General features: G+C 55.9%; 18 protein-coding genes, 1 tRNA gene and 1 pseudogene. 9 read left to right on the top strand and 11 right to left on the bottom strand.

Features of this window, described 5'->3' with window-relative positions:
• The first annotated feature begins 2 nt into the window (after window positions 1-2).
• A tRNA-Glu gene (locus AC2FH6_RS09245) sits at window positions 3-77 on the top strand.
• Window positions 78-82: 5 nt separating this feature from the next.
• Here the strand turns inward: AC2FH6_RS09245 and AC2FH6_RS09240 are convergent.
• The 7 genes from AC2FH6_RS09240 to AC2FH6_RS09210 are packed head-to-tail and all read right to left on the bottom strand — an operon-like array spanning window position 83 to window position 7,469.
• The gene (locus AC2FH6_RS09240) at window positions 83-1,924 is read right to left on the bottom strand and encodes a V-type ATP synthase subunit A (protein ID WP_496690808.1); all 1,842 of its coding nucleotides are present in this window, start codon (window positions 1,922-1,924) and stop codon (window positions 83-85) included.
• Entirely contained in the window at window positions 1,921-2,613 is a 693-nt protein-coding gene (locus AC2FH6_RS09235) for a hypothetical protein (protein WP_496694954.1), read from the bottom strand. The genes AC2FH6_RS09240 and AC2FH6_RS09235 overlap by 4 nt, the downstream gene beginning before the upstream one ends.
• 1 nt (window position 2,614) lies before the next feature.
• Window positions 2,615-3,292 carry a hypothetical protein gene (locus AC2FH6_RS09230; RefSeq protein ID WP_496694952.1) on the bottom strand — a complete coding sequence of 226 codons (678 nt, stop codon included), beginning with the start codon at window positions 3,290-3,292 and terminating at the stop codon, window positions 2,615-2,617.
• A complete protein-coding gene (locus tag AC2FH6_RS09225) occupies window positions 3,292-3,735 on the bottom strand; it encodes an ATP synthase subunit C (protein ID WP_281972343.1) in 444 nt (147 codons plus the stop codon). Before AC2FH6_RS09225 ends, AC2FH6_RS09230 begins: the two co-directional genes overlap by 1 nt.
• The gene (locus AC2FH6_RS09220; RefSeq protein ID WP_496702199.1) at window positions 3,732-5,528 is read right to left on the bottom strand and encodes a V-type ATP synthase subunit I; all 1,797 of its coding nucleotides are present in this window, start codon (window positions 5,526-5,528) and stop codon (window positions 3,732-3,734) included. The genes AC2FH6_RS09225 and AC2FH6_RS09220 overlap by 4 nt, the downstream gene beginning before the upstream one ends.
• The gene (locus AC2FH6_RS09215; protein ID WP_496689803.1) at window positions 5,525-6,130 is read right to left on the bottom strand and encodes a V-type ATP synthase subunit D; all 606 of its coding nucleotides are present in this window, start codon (window positions 6,128-6,130) and stop codon (window positions 5,525-5,527) included. Before AC2FH6_RS09215 ends, AC2FH6_RS09220 begins: the two co-directional genes overlap by 4 nt.
• Window positions 6,108-7,469, bottom strand: a complete 1,362-nt coding sequence (locus AC2FH6_RS09210) for a V-type ATP synthase subunit B (protein ID WP_496702197.1) — start codon at window positions 7,467-7,469, stop codon at window positions 6,108-6,110. The genes AC2FH6_RS09215 and AC2FH6_RS09210 overlap by 23 nt, the downstream gene beginning before the upstream one ends.
• 319 nt (window positions 7,470-7,788) lie before the next feature.
• Between AC2FH6_RS09210 and AC2FH6_RS09205 the strand changes: the two genes are divergently transcribed.
• From AC2FH6_RS09205 to AC2FH6_RS09170, 8 genes are all read left to right on the top strand, one after another.
• Window positions 7,789-9,528 (top strand): ABC transporter substrate-binding protein, encoded by a 1,740-nt coding sequence (locus AC2FH6_RS09205; protein WP_271946219.1) that lies wholly within the window; start codon window positions 7,789-7,791, stop codon window positions 9,526-9,528.
• 62 nt (window positions 9,529-9,590) lie between these two features.
• Window positions 9,591-10,640, top strand: coding sequence for an ABC transporter ATP-binding protein (locus AC2FH6_RS09200; protein WP_496690812.1), 1,050 nt, complete (start codon window positions 9,591-9,593; stop codon window positions 10,638-10,640).
• 1 nt (window position 10,641) lies between these two features.
• The gene (locus AC2FH6_RS09195; RefSeq protein ID WP_496702196.1) at window positions 10,642-11,718 is read left to right on the top strand and encodes an ABC transporter ATP-binding protein; all 1,077 of its coding nucleotides are present in this window, start codon (window positions 10,642-10,644) and stop codon (window positions 11,716-11,718) included.
• Complete coding sequence (locus tag AC2FH6_RS09190) at window positions 11,715-12,578, top strand: carbohydrate ABC transporter permease (protein WP_142634709.1); 864 nt, start codon at window positions 11,715-11,717, stop codon at window positions 12,576-12,578. Before AC2FH6_RS09195 ends, AC2FH6_RS09190 begins: the two co-directional genes overlap by 4 nt.
• Entirely contained in the window at window positions 12,575-13,372 is a 798-nt protein-coding gene (locus tag AC2FH6_RS09185) for a carbohydrate ABC transporter permease (RefSeq protein ID WP_142634711.1), read from the top strand. Before AC2FH6_RS09190 ends, AC2FH6_RS09185 begins: the two co-directional genes overlap by 4 nt.
• Window positions 13,373-13,380: 8 nt before the next feature.
• A complete protein-coding gene (locus tag AC2FH6_RS09180) occupies window positions 13,381-13,785 on the top strand; it encodes a DUF2160 domain-containing protein (RefSeq protein WP_281972348.1) in 405 nt (134 codons plus the stop codon).
• Between the two features lie 65 nt (window positions 13,786-13,850).
• Window positions 13,851-14,246, top strand: coding sequence for a BlaI/MecI/CopY family transcriptional regulator (locus tag AC2FH6_RS09175; RefSeq protein WP_142634715.1), 396 nt, complete (start codon window positions 13,851-13,853; stop codon window positions 14,244-14,246).
• Entirely contained in the window at window positions 14,233-15,330 is a 1,098-nt protein-coding gene (locus AC2FH6_RS09170; RefSeq protein ID WP_496701794.1) for a M56 family metallopeptidase, read from the top strand. The genes AC2FH6_RS09175 and AC2FH6_RS09170 overlap by 14 nt, the downstream gene beginning before the upstream one ends.
• A gap of 217 nt (window positions 15,331-15,547) precedes the next feature.
• On the opposite strand, the pseudogene AC2FH6_RS09165 reads toward AC2FH6_RS09170, so the two are convergent.
• The 4 genes and pseudogenes from AC2FH6_RS09165 to AC2FH6_RS09150 all read right to left on the bottom strand — a co-directional run bounded on the left by AC2FH6_RS09165 (window position 15,548) and on the right by AC2FH6_RS09150 (window position 18,748).
• Window positions 15,548-16,084, bottom strand: a pseudogene (locus AC2FH6_RS09165) (DDE-type integrase/transposase/recombinase).
• A 105-nt stretch (window positions 16,085-16,189) separates the two neighbouring features.
• Window positions 16,190-17,239 carry a hypothetical protein gene (locus AC2FH6_RS09160; RefSeq protein WP_496701793.1) on the bottom strand — a complete coding sequence of 350 codons (1,050 nt, stop codon included), beginning with the start codon at window positions 17,237-17,239 and terminating at the stop codon, window positions 16,190-16,192.
• A gap of 22 nt (window positions 17,240-17,261) precedes the next feature.
• A complete protein-coding gene (locus AC2FH6_RS09155; protein WP_496694939.1) occupies window positions 17,262-17,573 on the bottom strand; it encodes a MocE family 2Fe-2S type ferredoxin in 312 nt (103 codons plus the stop codon).
• A complete protein-coding gene (locus tag AC2FH6_RS09150) occupies window positions 17,573-18,748 on the bottom strand; it encodes a fatty acid desaturase family protein (protein ID WP_496702195.1) in 1,176 nt (391 codons plus the stop codon). The genes AC2FH6_RS09155 and AC2FH6_RS09150 overlap by 1 nt, the downstream gene beginning before the upstream one ends.
• Window positions 18,749-18,795 lie beyond the last annotated feature (47 nt).

Genomic DNA, 18,795 nt, shown 5'->3' with positions numbered 1-18,795 from the left:
GTGGCCCGTTCGTCTATCGGTTAGGACGCCAGGTTTTCAACCTGGAAAGAGGGGTTCGATTCCCCTACGGGCTACCACTTCATCACACTCCGAACTTTTCCTGACACAGGGCCTGTACTTGCGCCCAGACGGATTTGAATTCCGGCGTGTTTTCGGCGGCATAGTGGAAGTTCTTCATCAATCCCGTAAGCTGAGTGAAGACCTGGCGCACCTCGGCCTTGTCGGCGAACTGCGCGGTGGATTGAGTGACGCCATAGACCAGTTTGAACGTCATCTTCTGACGCTCTAGCGGCACCGACGCATCCACCGGGTCAAAGGCATCCTGCTGCAGATAGACCATGTCGACAAACAGCGCCTTTTGCTGAGTCACAAAATCCTCGATCGTGACCCCTTCCTCGCCGGTCACCTGCATCATCTGGTCAACCTGTTCACCCCTTTCGATCAATGCCAGCAAGTCGCGCACTTTGCCCGTCCATCCGGCTTCGGCGTTGGTGTCGTACCAGTCCGAGAGCTGTTCCAGATAACGCGACCAGCTGAGCATCGGATCGACCGCAGGATAGAACCGCTTATAGGCGCGTTCGGACGACAGGCCGAGGAAACACTTCACCGTGGACAGCGTCGATTGCGTGACCGGTTCATCAAAGTTCCCACCTGCCGGTGACACGGTCCCGATCAGGGTCAGGCTGCCGGTGTCCCCATCATTGGTCTTCATCGCTCCGGCGCGTTCGTACAACCCCTTGATCGAGCTTTCGAGATAGGCGGGAAAGCCCTCTTCCCCCGGAATTTCTTCGAGCTTGCCGGAGGTCTCGCGCATGGCCTGAGCCCAGCGACTGGTACTGTCCGCGATCAGCAGCACATCATACCCCATCTGGCGGTAATACTCACCCAGAGTGATCCCGGTGAATATAGACGCCTCGCGCGCGGCTACGGGCATCGAGGAGGTGTTGCAGATGATGATCGTCCGGTCCATCAGACTGCCGCCAGTGGTCGGGTCGGTCATCTTCGGGAATTCCGCAATCGTCTCGACAACCTCGCCCGCGCGTTCACCACAGGCCACCACGATCACGATGTCCACCTTGGCGTTGCGTGCAATCAGGTTCTGCAGCACCGTCTTGCCTGCGCCGAACGGACCGGGAATACAGGCCGTCCCACCGCGGGCAATCGGAAAGAACGTGTCGATCAGGCGCTGAGAGGTCAGGACAGGTTCGGTTGGATAGAGCCGCTCGGACAAGGTGCGTTTCAGAACGTTTTCCGGCAAAGCCCGCCGTACCGGCCATTTCTGCGACAGGGTCAGCGTGTGCTCACCCCCCTGTGCATCTTCAAGCCGCGCCACGATATCATGGATCATGGCCGCACCCTTCTGAACCCAAATGACTTTGTAATCCCCAACCCAATTAAAGGGCAGCATGATCTTATGGGTGAAATGCCCCTCGGGCACCGCCCCGATGCTGTCGCCTGCAGTGACCGTGTCGCCCACCTTGACCGATGGGGTAAACGACCACTTTGCCTGAGTGTCCAGCGGCGCCACGTCCGCCCCACGCGGCAGAAAGGTTCCGAATTCTGCCGCCACTTTGGCCAAAGGCGACTGCAAGCCGTCAAACACCTGCCCCAACAGCCCAGGACCAAGTTCGACCGAGAGCAGCTGCCCGGATTGTTCGACTGGGTCGCCCACGGCGACGCCATCAGTGCTTTCGTAAACCTGCACATCGGCAGTGTCGCCCCGCACCCGTAACACTTCGGCTTTCAGACGTTCCTGACGTCCACCGGGGCCGGGCCGCGTGGGCAGAATGAAAACGACCTCATTCTTGACCAGCTGTCCGGGATGGCCTGTGGCATCAGGGTTCGCCTGAATCTGTACCAGCCCTTCCTGTACCGAGACGACGCGGGCAGTAGAGGTCTGCGTGGCGGAGGTTGGGGCTGTCATGCGCTTACTCCTTCAAAATCCAAGTCGATCGCACTTGCCATGGCGTGTTGCGCCAGTTTCTCAAAGCGCGTTGCCGCGTCACGCGCATTGCTTTGCGCCCAGCGATCAAAAATATTCCAGATCAGAACATAAATCGCCACGGCTTCGAAATCGAACAGATGGCGCGCGGCGTAGCGTTTCAGTTGCTTATGGCTGACCGACAAAAGCAACCGTTCAAGCCCCAGGGGATCATCGACATCCAGCAAGTGTTTGGCTTCTTTGATCCAGGGCATTGGGGTTTCCAGCCGAAAGGCAGGGTCGCCCCAGTTGGCCGGAATGTGTCGGCTCCAGCGTCCAACGCCATAGACGCCACTGGGTGCAGCACCCCCCTGTTTGCGCAGGCGCAGCGCGGCAACCGCCGTCCTCAAATCCATCCGTTCCATGAACAGCTTGCGCAAGGTCGGTTGTGGAATGTGCCGGAGCGCTTCTTTGCATCGCTCAATGGTCTGTGCATCCGTGACGTTCATATCATAGTTGTTCCAGTTCAGAGCGTGTTCCATTACCTCCAGAACCCGCGCATCCGCTGGTGTCAGCGCCCGCAAGCGCCGGTCCAGCCTGAGCCGCGACAGCGGAGGTTGTTTGGCGATGAACAACCGTTCCGAGCCCGGTAGGCTGCTGATCAGCGCGATATAGGCGTCAGGGTCCGACATGTTACCGGATCACACCTTCCAAAACGGCACGAAAGCGCGGCTGCAAATGTTCCATCAACAACGAGGCGACTGCCTTATCGGTCAGATCCAGAACAACCCCCTGTTCATCAGCCCGGATGCGGATGCCATTCTGGGTGTCATCCGCGCTGTGCAGCTCAACCTGTTCCTTCAGCATTTCAGCCGTCAGTCCCAGAACGTAACGCGTCAGCTTTCCCGACTGAATATCATCGGCGTTCTGTTTGATGTCATCCTGAGTGGCGACCCTGGGGGGCAGTATGACCTGCGCGGGCCCTTCCAGTCTGGCGTCTGACGCGGCGCGACCGACGACCTCAAGGATCATTTGTTTCAGCAGTTCAGGATCAGTCATTTCTTTGGTGACCAGCCGTTCAACATCCTTGCGGAATCGATCTGTCAGACCGGCCTTCATTGTAAGCACCGCATCACGCATCGCTGTGTTCAGCGCCTCTTCTCCGGCTGTGCGATAATTATCCGCTTCGGCACGGGCCTTTTTCCGATACTCATCAACGTCGCGCTTGGCATCGGCAAGGATTTTGGCCGCCTCGGCTTTGGCTTCAGCGCGCAGATTGTCTGCATCGGCCTGACCGGCAGCCACACCATCGCTGCGCAGCTTGTCGATCAGCGCATCCACCCCATGCGAAATCATCCCGTCCTGTGCCATCAGCTAATCCCCGCGCTGATGACCAATGCAAAGACAAAGGCAAATACGCCAAAGCCCTCGATGATTGCAGCAGGCGCAAGTGCCAGGCCAAAAATCTCGGGCTTTTCCTTGGTTGCGTTGATCGCTGCAGCACAGGCCCTTCCCTGCCAGATGCCGCAATACATCAGGGCGATGCCCGACAGGATACCGATCCCGAACAGCCCGCCTGCATTTTCAGGCGTCACATCGCGGTTCAGCGTGAACATGATGACGATGCCGTAGATCACCATCGTCGATGGAAAGGCCGACACGCCGATAAACCGGCCATACCCGCCTTCGGTTTCCGTCATCGCTCCGATACTGGCCTGTCCAGCAATGGAACAGCCAATCGCGCTTGCTGCGGCGCCCAGCGCCATGGGGGCATAGATTCCCAACCAGCCCAATGTAAGTACAAGCTCATTCATTCCTGAACCTCCTTGCGGGCGAACGGGCGAAAGACGATGCCTTCATCCGGCAGGCCCCATTTAAAGAATTCGATGTAATTGAGACGTAATCCGTGAACGACGCCGCTCATCATGGCGAGCGCGAAATTGAGGATATGCCCGGCGATCAGGATCAACACTCCGAACAGAAGGCCCAGCCCTTTCAGGGACTGCATCACCGAGACCGCCAGATCGTTGAACGTGATCGCCAGCGAAGCCGAGGCCAGCCCCAGCGCAAACAGGCGCATGTAGCTAAGCACATCGCCAAAGGCCCCCATCGCCCCGGCCAGCCCCTGCACCCCTTCTATAAGGCGCCAAAGCCAGTCTGACGGTTTGGCAATCTCGCGCTCGCTGGTGAACAGAAGGATCGCCAAAGCGCCTGCGATCATAATCGCAGCACCCGGTGCTGTGGGTCCCCCTTTCATATAGCTCAGCCACAGTATGAACCCGCCGATCAACACCGCGATCCAGCCAAGATTGGCAACGGAACTGCGCCGCCCCCAAGACGCGCGTGCTGCAAGCGCATTCGCCAATATCAGGTGCAGAACACCGACCACGATTGAAATCATCATCATCGAGTCGAAATTGTTCAGGTCCAACAGCTTGAGTTTCCCCCAGATCGTGCCCGAGGCCGGGGAAGCGCCAAAATAGCTTCCAACCAAAATCCCGTACAGGACCGTCGCGCCCGAGATGATCAAACCATAAAGCCGCCACGATCTTTTCGCCGGTGTATTGTCGAGACGTTTCCAGAAGGCCAACAGCCCCAGCAGGATAACCAGGCCATAGCCAGCATCCGCAACGATCATCGCAAAGAAGATCGCGAACGAGACGGACACGATTATGCTGGGGTCCCATTCTCGGTACCCAGGAACCTGATAGAACAGGGCAAGGTCCACCGCTGCACTGCGATTTTCCGGCTGCTCAAGCAGCGTCGGAGGCATCTCGTTCGGGCCCGGGTCTTCGATCAAAACAGCGGCGTTCTGCGAATTGGCCATGTCCAGGACAGCCTCGACCTGATCGCTGGGCACCCAACCCTGCAGGGCAAACACTTCGCCTTCGTCGCGGACCTTTTGCGTGGCATGGGCCAGTTCGGCTGCGCTTTCGGCGGCGGCAAGATTACTCCGCATCAACGTCAGAAAACGGGTCTGCCCGATACGCTCGGCTTCCAGCGCCTCAATGGCGATTTCGGCCTCTTCCAGCTGAGCTTCAAGCTCGTGAATGGGCAACGAACCCGTATGGGTGCGCGGCACTGGAAGGATGTCGTCTTCGGGATCTTCCGGGGCGATCAGAACGGCGTAGAGAAACCGGTGATCCTCTTGCAGGATGGCCCAGGGCAACTGAAGCTCCGCCAGTGCCTCACGGTGCTTTAGCGGCAGTTGATAGAACCAAAGCCGGTTGCCTGCCAATACATCACTCGGCGGAAAATCCAGATCTCCCCACGGGCGCACCTGAGCGATCCGGTGGGCCAAAAAATCCCGGTGGTCGGTCATATCCCGTATGCGCTGCATCAAGTCCAGGACTTCACCGACGAACTGGTCCATATCAAAACCAGAATCGCGCCGAACCTGACGACGCGTTTCCGACGATTCTTTCAAAAACCGCAATGCTTTATACGCATCTCGGGCACCACGCTCGTTGATCCGCTCTGGCTCTGCCGGCGGCGGTGCCAAAGGCAAAACATGCATGCATCCCAATGTCTGCAGCGCGCCCAGAGTGTCCCCCTTGTTCGCGGCATGGCCGACCAAAGACAGTTTCTTCAGCCTTGCAACACTCATGCCGCAACCTCCTTCGCATGTTTGCGTTTGGAGATTTTCGAGCGCACAACGGATTGCATCTGTTCATCGCTCAGATAGATGCGGATTTTCTTGATGTTGGCCCTGGCGCGCGGGATCAACACCTTCTCGAACAGATTGACGCGCTGCGTGATCGTGGCGACTGATTTGTCAAAAATCCTGACCCTTTCTTCGGCCACTTTCACGCGCAATCGGGCTTCGATCATGTCATGCAACAAACGCGCCACTGCATCCACCCAATGTGGCTTGGCCAAAAGGGAATACGGACGTACCGCGACCTCGATTCGGTCCAGATCGGGCATGGTAACGCCAACCACGTTGACCTTCTTCAGCCGGTAATCCTTTAGTTCGACCAACCCTTCCAGGTCGACACCTTGTTGCGCCAGCATGGGCAGCTTTTCCCCGACCTGCTGTGCCAAGCGCGTCACCTCCTCCTGCAGGTGCTGCACATTTTTACGTGCCTTGGCCCGTTCAGCCATCAGTTGCTGACGCTTCAGGTCCAGAGACGGCAAGAACCGCTCATAGCTTTTCAGCTGCGTCTGCTCGCGCGCAAGCGACGATTTATTCAGCTGCAACCGCGCCATGTGCATCCTTTGGGAAGTATTTGTCGATCAGATCCTGCTTCATCAGCAACTGCTCGGGGGCAAAGCATTCAGCTAGTGTCTTCCATGCCAGATCTAACGCATCCTCCAGCAGGATCGAGACGTTGATGTCCATAAAGCGTTTGCGGAACAAAGCGCCGAATTTCAGCAACTGGTTGTCATAATCCGATAGGTCAAACGCCATGGCCTGTTTCTGCGCGGCATCTCGGCTTTCGGAATAGAACCGGATCATCGTGTTCATGATCTGGCCGTGGTCTTCGCGCGTGGTCTTGCCGATTACATTCTGCTTGAGGCGTGACAAACTGCCGAACGGGTCGATCACGCCGGAATGCAGGTAAAACTGGCCTTCAGTGATATATCCGGTGTTGTCCGGCACCGGATGCGTCACGTCATTCCCGGGCATGGTTGTGACAGTCAGCACAGTAACCGATCCACCTTTGGCATAGTCGCAAGCTTTCTCATACCGTCGTGCCAGTTGCGAGTAGAGATCGCCCATATATCCACGCTGCGATGGGACGCGCTCCTGACTGATCCCAACCTCTTTCATCGCATCGGCATAGGCGGTCATATCCGTCAGCAGGACCAGAACACGCTTGCCCTCTTCCACAGCGAATTTCTCGGCAACGGCCAGCGCCATATCCGGCACCAGCAGGCGTTCGACCAACGGGTCCATGGCCTGATTGACGAACATCACGGTCCGCGAGAACACGCCCGCATCCTCGAACGAGGTTCTGAACGTGTGGAAGTCGTCAAAAATCAGCCCTAGCCCGCCAAACACAACAATATCCGCATCCGCCTGAATGCCGATGCGGCTGAGAAACGCGTTGAACGGCTCACCGGATACCGAAAATATTGGGATCTTCTGGCTTTCGACCAGCGTATTGAACACGTCGATCATCGGCACATCCGTGCGAATCATCTTGTTGGGAACCGACCGCTCAACCGGATTCACCGTTGGTCCCCCAATGTCGATGCGCGGTTCGGCAGACAAGTCCGGACCGCCGTCAATCGCCTCGCCTGCGCCGTCAAACACCCGGCCCAGAATATTGGCCGAATACGGGGTTTGCATCGGATGACCAAGGAACGTTGCTGTCGCCTCGGTCGAAATCCCTTTGGTACCCGAGAACACTTGCAAGGTTATCACATCGCGGTCGATGAAGATGACTTGCGCCAGCGTTCTGTGCCCATCGACAGTTTCGATCACGGCCAGATCGTTGAAACGCACCGTCGCGTCAGCGGACCCGTCACTCGGAACTTTTATCTTTAGCGTATCCCCCACGATCTCGAGAACGCGGGTAAATTTCAGAAGACTTCGGGACATTTCTGATCCTCATAGCCTGAAAACTTGATTGAACTCAAATCGTGCAGCAAACGGTCACAAAAGTCTGCTTTTCAAATCGACCCGCATCACAGCGTCTGCCGAAAAACCATGCGCGTGACCCTGCATTCAAGGGGTCTGCGAACTGAAATTAATGGGCAAATGGTGCTTTAAAACATGATATAAATCAATTCATTTTCAGAAATTTATCCCGGCTATCACCTCAATTACTAAAAATTTAGTTTGACACGCAGGAGGCAAATCGCTGATGCTGATCGTCATCCGGTCTGCGCCGGATCACATTATCTTTGGGAGGAAACAGATGCGGAGACATCTACTTTCCGCAGTGGCGGCGGCTGCCGTCATTGCGGGGCACGGTCCCGTTTGGGCCGACGAAGCCGCAGCACAACGTTGGATCGACGACGAATTCCAGCCATCAACCCTGTCGAAAGACGAACAGATGGCCGAGATGCAATGGTTCATCGAAGCTGCACAGCCTTACAATGGCATGGAAATCAACGTCCTGTCCGAAGGCATCCCTACGCACTCTTACGAATCTGAGGTTCTGACCAAGGCGTTCGAAGAAATTACCGGCATCAAGGTCAATCACCAGATTCTGGGTGAAGGCGAAGTAGTTCAAGCCGTTCAAACCCAGCTGCAAACAGGTCGGAATCTGTATGACGGCTACGTGAACGACAGTGACCTGATCGGCACCCACTCGCGTCTGCAGTTGGCGTATCCGCTGACCGACATGATGGGTGGCGACTGGGCGGGCACGACCTCTCCGACGCTGGATCTGGATGACTTCATGGGCATTCAGTTCACCACCGGTCCGGATGGCAAGCTGTATCAGCTGCCTGATCAGCAGTTTGCGAACCTCTACTGGTTCCGCAAGGACTGGTTCGACGATGAGGCAAACAAAGCTGCGTTCAAAGAGAAGTACGGCTATGATCTGGGCGTTCCGGTCAACTGGTCCGCTTACGAAGACATCGCCGATTTCTTTACCAACGATGTGAAAGAAGTCGACGGTACCGCGATCTATGGCCACATGGATTACGGCAAGCGCGCACCTGACCTGGGTTGGCGTATGACCGACGCGTGGCTGTCGATGGCTGGTGCTGGCGACAAGGGTGAGCCGAACGGCATCCCCGTTGACGAATGGGGCATCCGCATGGAAGCGGGCACCTGTAACCCTGTTGGCGCATCTGTGTCGCGCGGCGGTGCTGCGAACGGTCCAGCTGCGGTCTATGCGATCCGCAAATGGGACGAATGGCTGCGCAACTATGCACCTCCAGGTGCCGCGTCTTATGACTTCTACCAGTCGCTGCCGGCGCTTAGTCAAGGCAACGTGGCCCAGCAAATCTTCTGGTACACCGCCTTTACCGCCGACATGGTGAAGCCGAAGTCCGAAGGCAACAACACCGTCGACGACGAAGGCACACCGCTTTGGCGGATGGCGCCGAGCCCGCATGGCCCCTATTGGGAAGATGGTCAGAAGGTTGGGTATCAGGACGTGGGATCCTGGACCTTCCTGAAGTCGACCCCTGCGGATCGTGCTCAGGCGGCTTGGCTGTATGCCCAGTTCGTGACATCCAAGACGGTCGACGTGAAGAAGTCCCATGTGGGTCTGACTTTCATTCGCGACAGCTCGGTCAACCACGAGTCGTTCACCGAACGCGCGCCCAAGCTGGGTGGTCTGGTCGAGTTCTATCGCTCACCTGACCGCGTGGCATGGTCGCCGACCGGCATCAACGTGCCGGATTATCCAAAGCTGGCCCAGATCTGGTGGCAGCAGATCGGTGACGTGAACTCGGGTGCCTTCACTCCGCAAGAAGCGATGGATCGTCTGGCCGAAGAGATGGACATCACAATGGGCCGGATGCAGGCCGCGGATGAAAGCGCCGGTGTCTACGGCGGTTGTGGTCCGCGCTTGAACGAGCCGCAGGATGCGTCCTTCTGGCTGGAAAAGCCGGGTTCGCCAAAAGCCAAGCTGGAGAACGAAAAGCCGCAAGGCCAGACCGTCAACTATGACGAACTGGTTCAGCGCTGGCAGTCCCAGTAAGCGTAAACTCGTAGGCCGGGCTCAGACCCGGCCTACCCCCAAATACCCCCAGAGAACACCAGATGATCGAACTTCAAGACGCGACCAAACGGGTCGGCAACGTCATCCATATCAAACCCACGAATCTGACGCTGCAAACAGGCCATTTCAATGTGTTACTGGGTGCCACCGGTTCCGGGAAAACATCACTGATCAAGATGATGGCTGGACTGGATCCGATCGCCACAGGCAAAGTCCTGATGGACGGTCAGGACGTGACTCGGCTGAATACGCAGAAGCGTAAGATCAGTCTGGTGCACCAGTTTTTCGTCAATTACCCCCATATGAGCGTTTTCGACAACATTGCCTCGCCCCTGCGCGTGGCAGGCATGGCGAAAAGCGAAATCGAAGGCCGCGTGGAAGAGGCCGCTGATCTGCTGCAACTGCGTCCGATGCTGCAGCGCCGCCCGCACGAGCTGTCGGGTGGGCAACAACAACGCACCGCTTTGGCCCGCGCGATTGCCAAGGAAAGCCGGGCCGTGTTCCTTGATGAACCCCTTGCCAATCTGGACTACAAACTGCGCGAAGAGCTACGCGAGCAACTTCCTGATCTTTTTGCCGGACGCGGGGCCGTTGTGGTCTATGCGACATCAGAACCGGAAGAAGCATTGCTGCTCGGTGGTCATACCGCTCTGATGGCAGACGGCCGGGTCACCCAATTTGGGCCAACCGCTGATATCTACCGCAATCCGGAAAACATCGCTGCCGCACGTGTGTTCTCGGATCCGCCCATCAACGTCGCGCATATCACCGTCTCGGGTGCGCAGGCGCAACTTGCAGGGGGCGGTGGATGGGCCGTCACCGGCATCGCAGACGGTGAATACACAGTGGCGGTACGCCCGCATCGCGTGACGCCATTCCGCACATCGGACGCAGATGTAGAGCTGACCGGGCGTGTGATCGTGACCGAGCTATCCGGATCTGACTCCAGTGCGCATTTCCAACATGGGAACGACGCATGGGTCTCATTGGCGGCGGGCGTACATCCCTATCAGGTTGGCGAAGACCATAGTTTCTATATGAATCCGGCCCATTGCCGGTATTTCGGCCAAGACGGCAAAAGGGTGGCCTGACATGGCACAGATCAAGCTTTCAAACCTTCGACACAGCTATATGCCATCGCCGCAAGGCCCCGAAGATTATGCGCTGAAGGAAATCGACGTCACTTGGCGCGATGGTGGGGCCTATGCGCTGCTGGGGCCATCGGGCTGCGGCAAGTCTACGCTGCTGAACATCATCTCGGGCCTGCTGACACCCTCTGAGGGGCAGATCCTGTTTGATGACCGCGACGTGACCGCCCTGCCCCCTGATCAGCGCAACATTGCGCAGGTTTTTCAGTTTCCAGTGATCTACGACACGATGACCGTAGGCGAGAACCTAGCCTTTCCTCTGAAAAACCGGGGCGTTGACGCGGCAACCATTAAGCGGCGTGTTGATGAGATTGCCGAAATGCTGGATGTCACGGATATGCTGGGCACCAAAGCCTCTGGCCTGAGCCCGGACAACAAGCAAAAAATCTCGATGGGGCGCGGACTAGTGCGCGATGACGTGAATGCGGTGATGTTTGATGAGCCGCTGACCGTGATCGACCCGCATCTGAAATGGAAACTGCGGTCCAAGTTGAAAGAGCTGCACCAGCGCGTAAAAGCCACAATGATCTACGTCACCCACGACCAGACCGAGGCGTTGACTTTTGCTGATGAAGTCGTGGTCATGCAGGATGGAGAAGTGGTTCAGATCGGTACGCCGGTTGAACTGTTCGAGCGGCCTCAGCATACATTCGTTGGTCACTTTATCGGCTCGCCCGGCATGAATGTGTTGCCCTGCGATACCAAGGGTGATCGCGCTATTTTCGAAGGGCATGAGGTGGCCTTGGAAGGTCCGACCCATGGTGAAGGTGGTCGCACCGATCTGGGAATACGCCCGGAATATGTAGGCTTCGGCCAATCCGGTATACCGGCACATGTCACCAAAGTGGCCGATATCGGGCGCCATTACGTGGTCAGTGCCATGGTTGGGAACACGCCGATCAAGGCCGTCACCGAACACAATGCCCCCGAACAAGGCTCGATGGTCTTTCTGCAATTCAAACCCGAGCAGTCCCGCGTCTATCGCGACGGCTGGATCGCAACGCAGGAGCGGGCCCAATGAGAACAATAAACCAAAGAGCATGGTTCTTTGTCCTGCCGGTTCTGGCACTGGTCGCGTTCAACGCGCTGGTGCCAATGATGACGGTGGTCAACTACTCGGTGCAGGAGACCTTCGGCAATAACCAGTTCTTCTGGGAAGGGCTGGGATGGTTCGAACAAATCCTGCGCTCCGACCGTTTTCAGGCCGCTTTGGGGCGACAGTTCCTGTTTACCTTCATGATCCTGATCATCGAGGTGCCGCTGGGCATCATTGTTGCCCTGTCGATGCCGCGCAAAGGCTTTTGGGTGCCGGTCTGTCTGGTGCTGATGGCTCTGCCGATGCTCATCCCCTGGAACGTCGTCGGCTCGATGTGGAACATCTTTACCCTGCCCAAAATCGGCCTGCTGGGGTATTTTCTGAATGACGTGCTGGGCATCAATTATGACATGACACAGCAACCATTGTCGGCCTGGATCACTGTCATCATCATGGATGTCTGGCACTGGACTTCGCTGGTGGTTCTACTGTGCTATGCGGGTCTGGTTTCGATCCCGGACGCCTATTATCAGGCGGCCAAGATCGACGGTGCCAGCCCGTGGTCAGTGTTCCGGTATATCCAGTTACCCAAGATGAAGACGGTTCTGACAATCGCCATCCTGCTGCGGTTCATGGACAGTTTCAACATCTACACCGAACCCTTCGTTTTGACTGGCGGGGGTCCCGGAAACTCGACCACCTTACTGTCGATCGATCTTGTAAAGATCGCACTGGGACAGTTCGACCTTGGCCCTGCGGCTGCGATGAGCTTGATCTATTTCGCCATCACACTGCTGGTCTCATGGGTCTTCTACACTCTGATGACAAAGGATGACGCCGAATGAAAAAGCGCTCCCTCATCCCGATCCTCTATATCGCGTTCCTGATGTTGCCGATCTATTGGCTGGTGGCGATGTCCTTCAAGACCACGAACGAGATCCTGTCGGGCTTTTCTCTGTTCCCGCAGACCTTTACGCTGGAAAATTACATCACGATCTTCACAGACCCGACGTGGTATTGGGGCTACATCAACTCGATCACCTATGTGACGCTGAACACGGTACTTTCCGTCTGTGTCGCCCTGCCAGCGGCCTATGCGTTCTCACGCTATCGGTTCCTAGGGGACAAGCAGTTGTTCTTCTGGCTGCTGACCAACCGGATGGCACCGGCTGCGGTGTTCGCCTTACCGTTCTTTCAGCTCTATTCGTCAATCCAGTTGTTTGACACCTATCTGGCGGTGGCGCTGGCGCATACGCTGTTCAACGTGCCGCTAGCGGTGTGGATTTTGGAAGGGTTCATGCGTGGCATCCCCAAGGAGTTGGACGAAACCGCTTATGTGGACGGGTATTCCTTCCCGCGCTTTTTCGTCACGATATTCCTGCCAAATATCAAAGCGGGTGTAGGCGTCGCGGCATTCTTCTGCTTCATGTTCTCATGGGTCGAAATGCTGTTGGCCAAGACCCTGACAGCGGTCGAGGCCAAACCCATCGCTGCCGTAATGACCCGAACCGCGTCCAGCGCCGGGTACGAATTGGGCCTGCTGGCCGCCGCCGGGACGCTGACCATCATCCCCGGCGCCATCGTCATCTGGTTTGTCCGCAACTACATCGCGCGTGGTTTCGCGATGGGGCGTGTATGAGGTTCGATATGCGTAAACTGCTTTTGATCCCCTTTCTGATCCCCGGTTCGGCCTTGGCGCAAGCACAGGCCGGGTGGGGAAGTGTGGGTCAGCCCGAAGAAAAAGAGTTTTCCTGGACTGCGCCCTTGTGGCCGGATTTCTGGATGGCGTGGACACCGGCGACCCTGGCCGTATTTGTCGGCATCTTTTCAGCCATCGCGCTGATCGGTCTGCTGGAAGGGTTCAAATTCCGCGACGGGATTGAACGGCGCGGCGTTCTGGGCTTGACCACCACATTGGGCGACCGGCTGTTCATCACTTTGCTTGGGGCAGCTTACATTTTTCTGGCCTGGTTAGGGCTAGTCGGGCAACCGGTCTGGACACCGCTGTTCCTGTCCATCGGCTGGGGCGTTTTCGTGTTCTGGAAAGTTTAAGCTTTGCGAAACCATCAAAGGATGCTTGTCTGTCAGGCACAGGAAAAATGACGGCACCGGGATCAATGCGAAAGAAAAAGACGACAAACCTGCTGACCGAGGTCGAACTGGAGTTCATGAACGAACTCTGGGCTCTGGGTCAGGGCTCGGTGCGTGATGTACTGGACCGGCTGCCACCAGATCGGAACCTGGCCTATACGTCAGGGGCAACAATCCTTCGCATTCTTGACGAAAAAGGCTTTGTAGAAAGTCGCAAAAACGGCAAGACCCTGAGTTATACGCCGCTTCTGGAGAAGGATAGGTATCAGGCGCGATCACTGCAGAACCTGTCACGAACCCTGTTCGATGACACACCAGCCACGCTGGTTGCACGGTTGGTAGATGACGCCGGTCTGAGCGAGGCAGATCTTGAGGATATTCGGGCACTGGTAGAGAGGAGACTGCAAAATGACAGCGGTTAAACCGGTTCTCGACGCATTTCTCGAACTGAATCTGGTTCTTGCCCTAGCGGCTATTGTATGGATCGCGGCAAGATACGTGGTTTCAATGACGCAGATGCGACACGGGTTTGTTGCACAGCTGCGCGCATTGAAAATTCTGTGTCTTTGCGTCCTGCTCAGCCCCCTTTTGGCAATCGTGGCTGGTTTGGTCATGGCGCTGTATTCCGTTGAAGGCGGGGTCGCCATTGGGGATCTTGCGGTTGCAGCCTATCTGCGTGGCGATATCGCCATGCCCGCTACCCAGTTCGAGGCCCTGCTCAATACCCGGCAAAGGTGGATCGAACAGACCCTTGCAGGAGAAAACCCGATTATATCGGCAATCTTGGTGGTAATGGCGCTCTATTCTGCGGTCTGCATCCTGCGCATTATCCGTGACGGGTTGGCAATCCGAGGCATTGTTCGCTCCAGCTACCTGTGGCGAAGCTCGGAGAAGGTCGATATCCGCCTGTCCGACCGGGTCACAGTCCCCTTCGCCGTTCGCGGTTTGTGGCGCCGGCATGTGGTATTGCCCAGCCATCTGCTCAACACCCCCAGCGATATGCGGTTTGCCCTTGCACACGAGCTGCAACATGTCAGGGCTGCCGATGTTGAATGGGAACTGGGGTTCGAGCTTTTGCGGCCGTTCCTGTTCTGGAACCCGGCATATCTGATTCTCAAGTTTCAATTCGATCGGCTGCGCGAGCTGGCCTGTGATCAATCCGTCGTTTCGCGCCGTGGAATCAACGCGGTCGAATACACCTCCTGCCTGCTGAACTATTGCTCCAATACAGTAATGCGCGGCAGCCCGCGTGTATTGAATGTGGCTTTGGTTAAAGGGGGCAAGGCCAAACGCGTCTTGCGTCAACGTGTGATTGCCCTGGCAGATGCCCCTGCAATCCAACCCACAATGCCTCCTCTGTTCTTTGCCTTAAGCGCAGCTTTTGCTGTGACATTGGCGTTAGGCGCTGCGTCATTGCAGCCTGTAGACGACTGGAGCCATGACAGGTTGATGTTGTCGACCGTTGTGAACCTTGAACGGTTGGAAGCCCGCAATCAGGGCAACTGACCCTTATTCGTGGGAAATATTCTCGAAGGATCTGCAGCGCGACGCACATTCTTGCAGCGAAGCCAATCTGCGTTTGCAGAAGAAAGAAATCGCAGGTTGCTTGGTGAAACAGGCTGAGTGGCGGTGCTGTCAGGTAAATTCGAACCAGTCTCAGTCTACCTCAGAAAGCTAAAAATTAGGCGAAACTAAATTGGCTCCACGCCGAAAGGGCGGCAGTTCAACTGAGTTTGAACTTGTCGCGTGAGTAAAGCTGCCGTTCATGATTGAAGTGACTATGGACGGAAGTGTCGTCTGCGGCAAAATTTTGCAAACATCACATTTGCCGGAGGCAGAGCATCGCACGTTCTTTTCGCCGACGGAAGATGTGAATACTCAGCAAGATTGTTCTTCCTACGGCCAGTTTCTTGTCCTAACGCATTCCCTATGACTTTCATCGCCGCGTCGTAAGAGTGCAATTTGTCAGTGACGACGAAACCTGGCTGGCCGTATCGTTTCATCGCTTTCTTCGAGGGCCGCAACACGATCCCGGCGGTTCGTGACATAGCTTTCCAAGACCTCGCCTTCATGGTCGGCTGCCCGTCACAGGTAATATTGCTTGCCGTTGATCTTCAATAATAACCTTTTTGAGATGCCGCTAACAGTTCGCGGAACATCGCATCCGATTTATGTGTTTTCGGCTAATTTCTGCAGCACAGATAGGGCCAAACCTATTCAACCAGAATCGAACGTACACGATCACTGCTAGACGAATGATCTCAGGGTTGGTTTTGAAGCAGCAAAAAAGTGAGCGTTTTTGTCATCAAGCGAAGCTACGAAACTGCCCTGCCTGTCTCAAACCAATTTCCCCTGCACCACCCGTTCAAATGTTCAGGGCTTGCGGATCGAATGGCACAAGAATCTCCTGATTTTCTGTACCTCGGATCAAAAGTTGGTTTCCCAGAGTTTCAACTGCAATCACCCTGGCTCCACTACGCCAACGAAGCGCCCCGATGACATGTGTAACCTCAACTTGGCGATCGGGGTTTAGATGAATGACGCCGTGATCGTTCGGGAAACTGTTTTCGACCTTTCCCAGGATGGGCGAAGCGGCCCCCTCCTCAACCCCAAGGCAGGCGAAGTGGCGGCTCGACCAAGGAGCATAATATCGACCACCGTTCGAATGCCACAACATCGTCATCGGCAAAGCCTGAGCCGATTTAAGCGACAGGAACATGTCGCCCTCCACGGGGCGAGTTACCGCGGTCCAACCCAATTTCTCATCAGGCGAATCCAATCCAACAACAAAGTCTTCACTCTGTGGAGACCATGGGTAGTTTGACAGATTCACTTCGCGGTCTTTCCCGGGAAAAGACGCCAACGTTTGGCTTTCAGCCGGATATCTAAGCGCTGAATAGCCTAAGGCCGGATCAACTTCCTGTTCAACCTTAGGCGTTCTCCAACACTGCTTTCGAGAGGTTTGAATGATCCCACCATTGGGCAAGGATACATTTGCGTGATTTGCAACCGGCATCGTGCCGTCGCCACCAATGAAAGTGTGACGCTGGTAGACGAATGGATGCTCAGGATGCAGTGTAATCTCTTTTTGCAGCCTAGCTCCATAGACCGTTCTGTCGAGCTCAGCGCGCAAATAGCTGTCGGTCTTTTCTTCTAGTCTCCAACGAGAGTTAGCTGGCCACCCATGCAGCGGCGATGTCCCCTCAGTTGACCCGAATGGGGCGCAGAAGAAATCACCGCCGAGTTTTTCCAAATGAGGTGCTATACCTTCGGGCATAACTTCGTCTGTGCCGACCCAAGGTGCGCGATGTAGTGGTGAAATCTCAGCGTTACCGTCGTACACACTGAAACTCTCGATCAACCCCAACTGCAAATCGAATGAAAGCCGGATGCCTGTTGCGGACAGCTCGATCACAAACCACTCCTAGCCCAAAAAATCATTCCACCAATACCATGACGCGACCATTTCCTACTCTGGTTTCGTAGGTGCGAAGATCTTCGCATACGGGCGCCCTCAAAGCTTTGCCCGTGCGATAGTCGAATAGCCCATTATGCTTGGGGCACTCTATCTCGTTGTCCATCACCAGCCCGTCCGACAAGTGCACTTGTTCGTGTGTACAGAGGCCGTCGGTGCAATAGAACTCATTGTCCAAACTGCGAACAATCACGTAGGTTCTACCGTCGTGGTCCCAACGAATGAGATCTTCTTCCTCAACATCGTCTACGGCGCATGCGTCAACCCAAGGCATTACGTTCCTCCTCGATCACCAATTTCTAACCCCGTGTTTCTCTCCGGAACTGCCAAGTGAAAATGTTCCCGATATGGGCGGGCCGTCGGTGGGAGAGACTTTCGTATGGCGTAACTCGGGTCAACACGCTGCTTCATGACAGAACCCATCATTTCTTTGTAGCCGTCCCAAATCGAAGTATTCGGCGGCGGCAGATCATCCTTGATCAGATCATGAAGCGCTGGAAGAGAGTAATACGGAACCATCGGGAACATGTGATGCTCAATATGGTAATTCATGTTCCAGTAAACCCAACGGCTTATCGGGTTCATATAAAGTGTACGTGAATTTAAACGGTGATCAAGAACGTTCTCCGCAAGCCCTCCATGCTGAAGCAACCCCGTCATTACAAAATGCCAACACCCATAGACCCGAGGACCTCCGATCAAGAGTATGGGGATCAGGGATTTCCATGCGGCCCCGGAGACAAGCAAAACAAATGAAATCAACAAAACAGCGGCGTAGATCGCAATGTTAATCCGCGCCCAAAGGACCGCTTTGGGCCATTGGCTTTCCGGAATGTAATCCTGCTCTTCTTGCGACAAGTTCCCCATGGCATTTCGCATTAGAACTTTGAGTGAAGTCCAGGTCTCAAAAATCCCTACAAATGCAAGCGCCTTCAGGATCAGGCTGATCGGGTGCATCCACGCTATTTCCGGATCGCGGCCAACAATGAGTGTATCGGTGTGATGCCGCGCATGGCTCCAGCGCCAATTGACCGGGTTTCGCATAATCTGGAAGGACGCGATGTGGTACACGACGTCGTTCATCCATCGGGTTCGAAAGGCTGTTCCGTGTCCGCATTCGTGCCAACGGCTGTCGCAGGCCGAACCATACACGACACCGTAAGCAAACCAGAATGGCACGCAAAGCCAGCTGCCCCAGAAGTACAGCCCGCCAGCCGCAAATACAAAGTGCAAAGCGATCCAGATCACTGTGTCACGAATGGCCGGCGCATCCCTGCGCTTCATAAGCGATTTCAGCTTCTTACGAGGAACATCGCTGTGGTACCACTCTGCGGCCGACAGACCGTTTTCTATCGCTTGACGCGTATTCGCACCAGTCAGGGAATAATCCCGAACAGTGAGTTCAGAGCCAATGGGTATGGTCGACTTACTCATTTCCCCTTTCTCCATCGCTCACAGCGCCACCCGCTTCTTCGTTGACTATAGCAAAGGCGCCT

It is taken from the genome of Ruegeria sp. CDSC045 (assembly GCF_059610725.1).
This window is presented reverse-complemented; position numbering and strand designations above follow the sequence as displayed.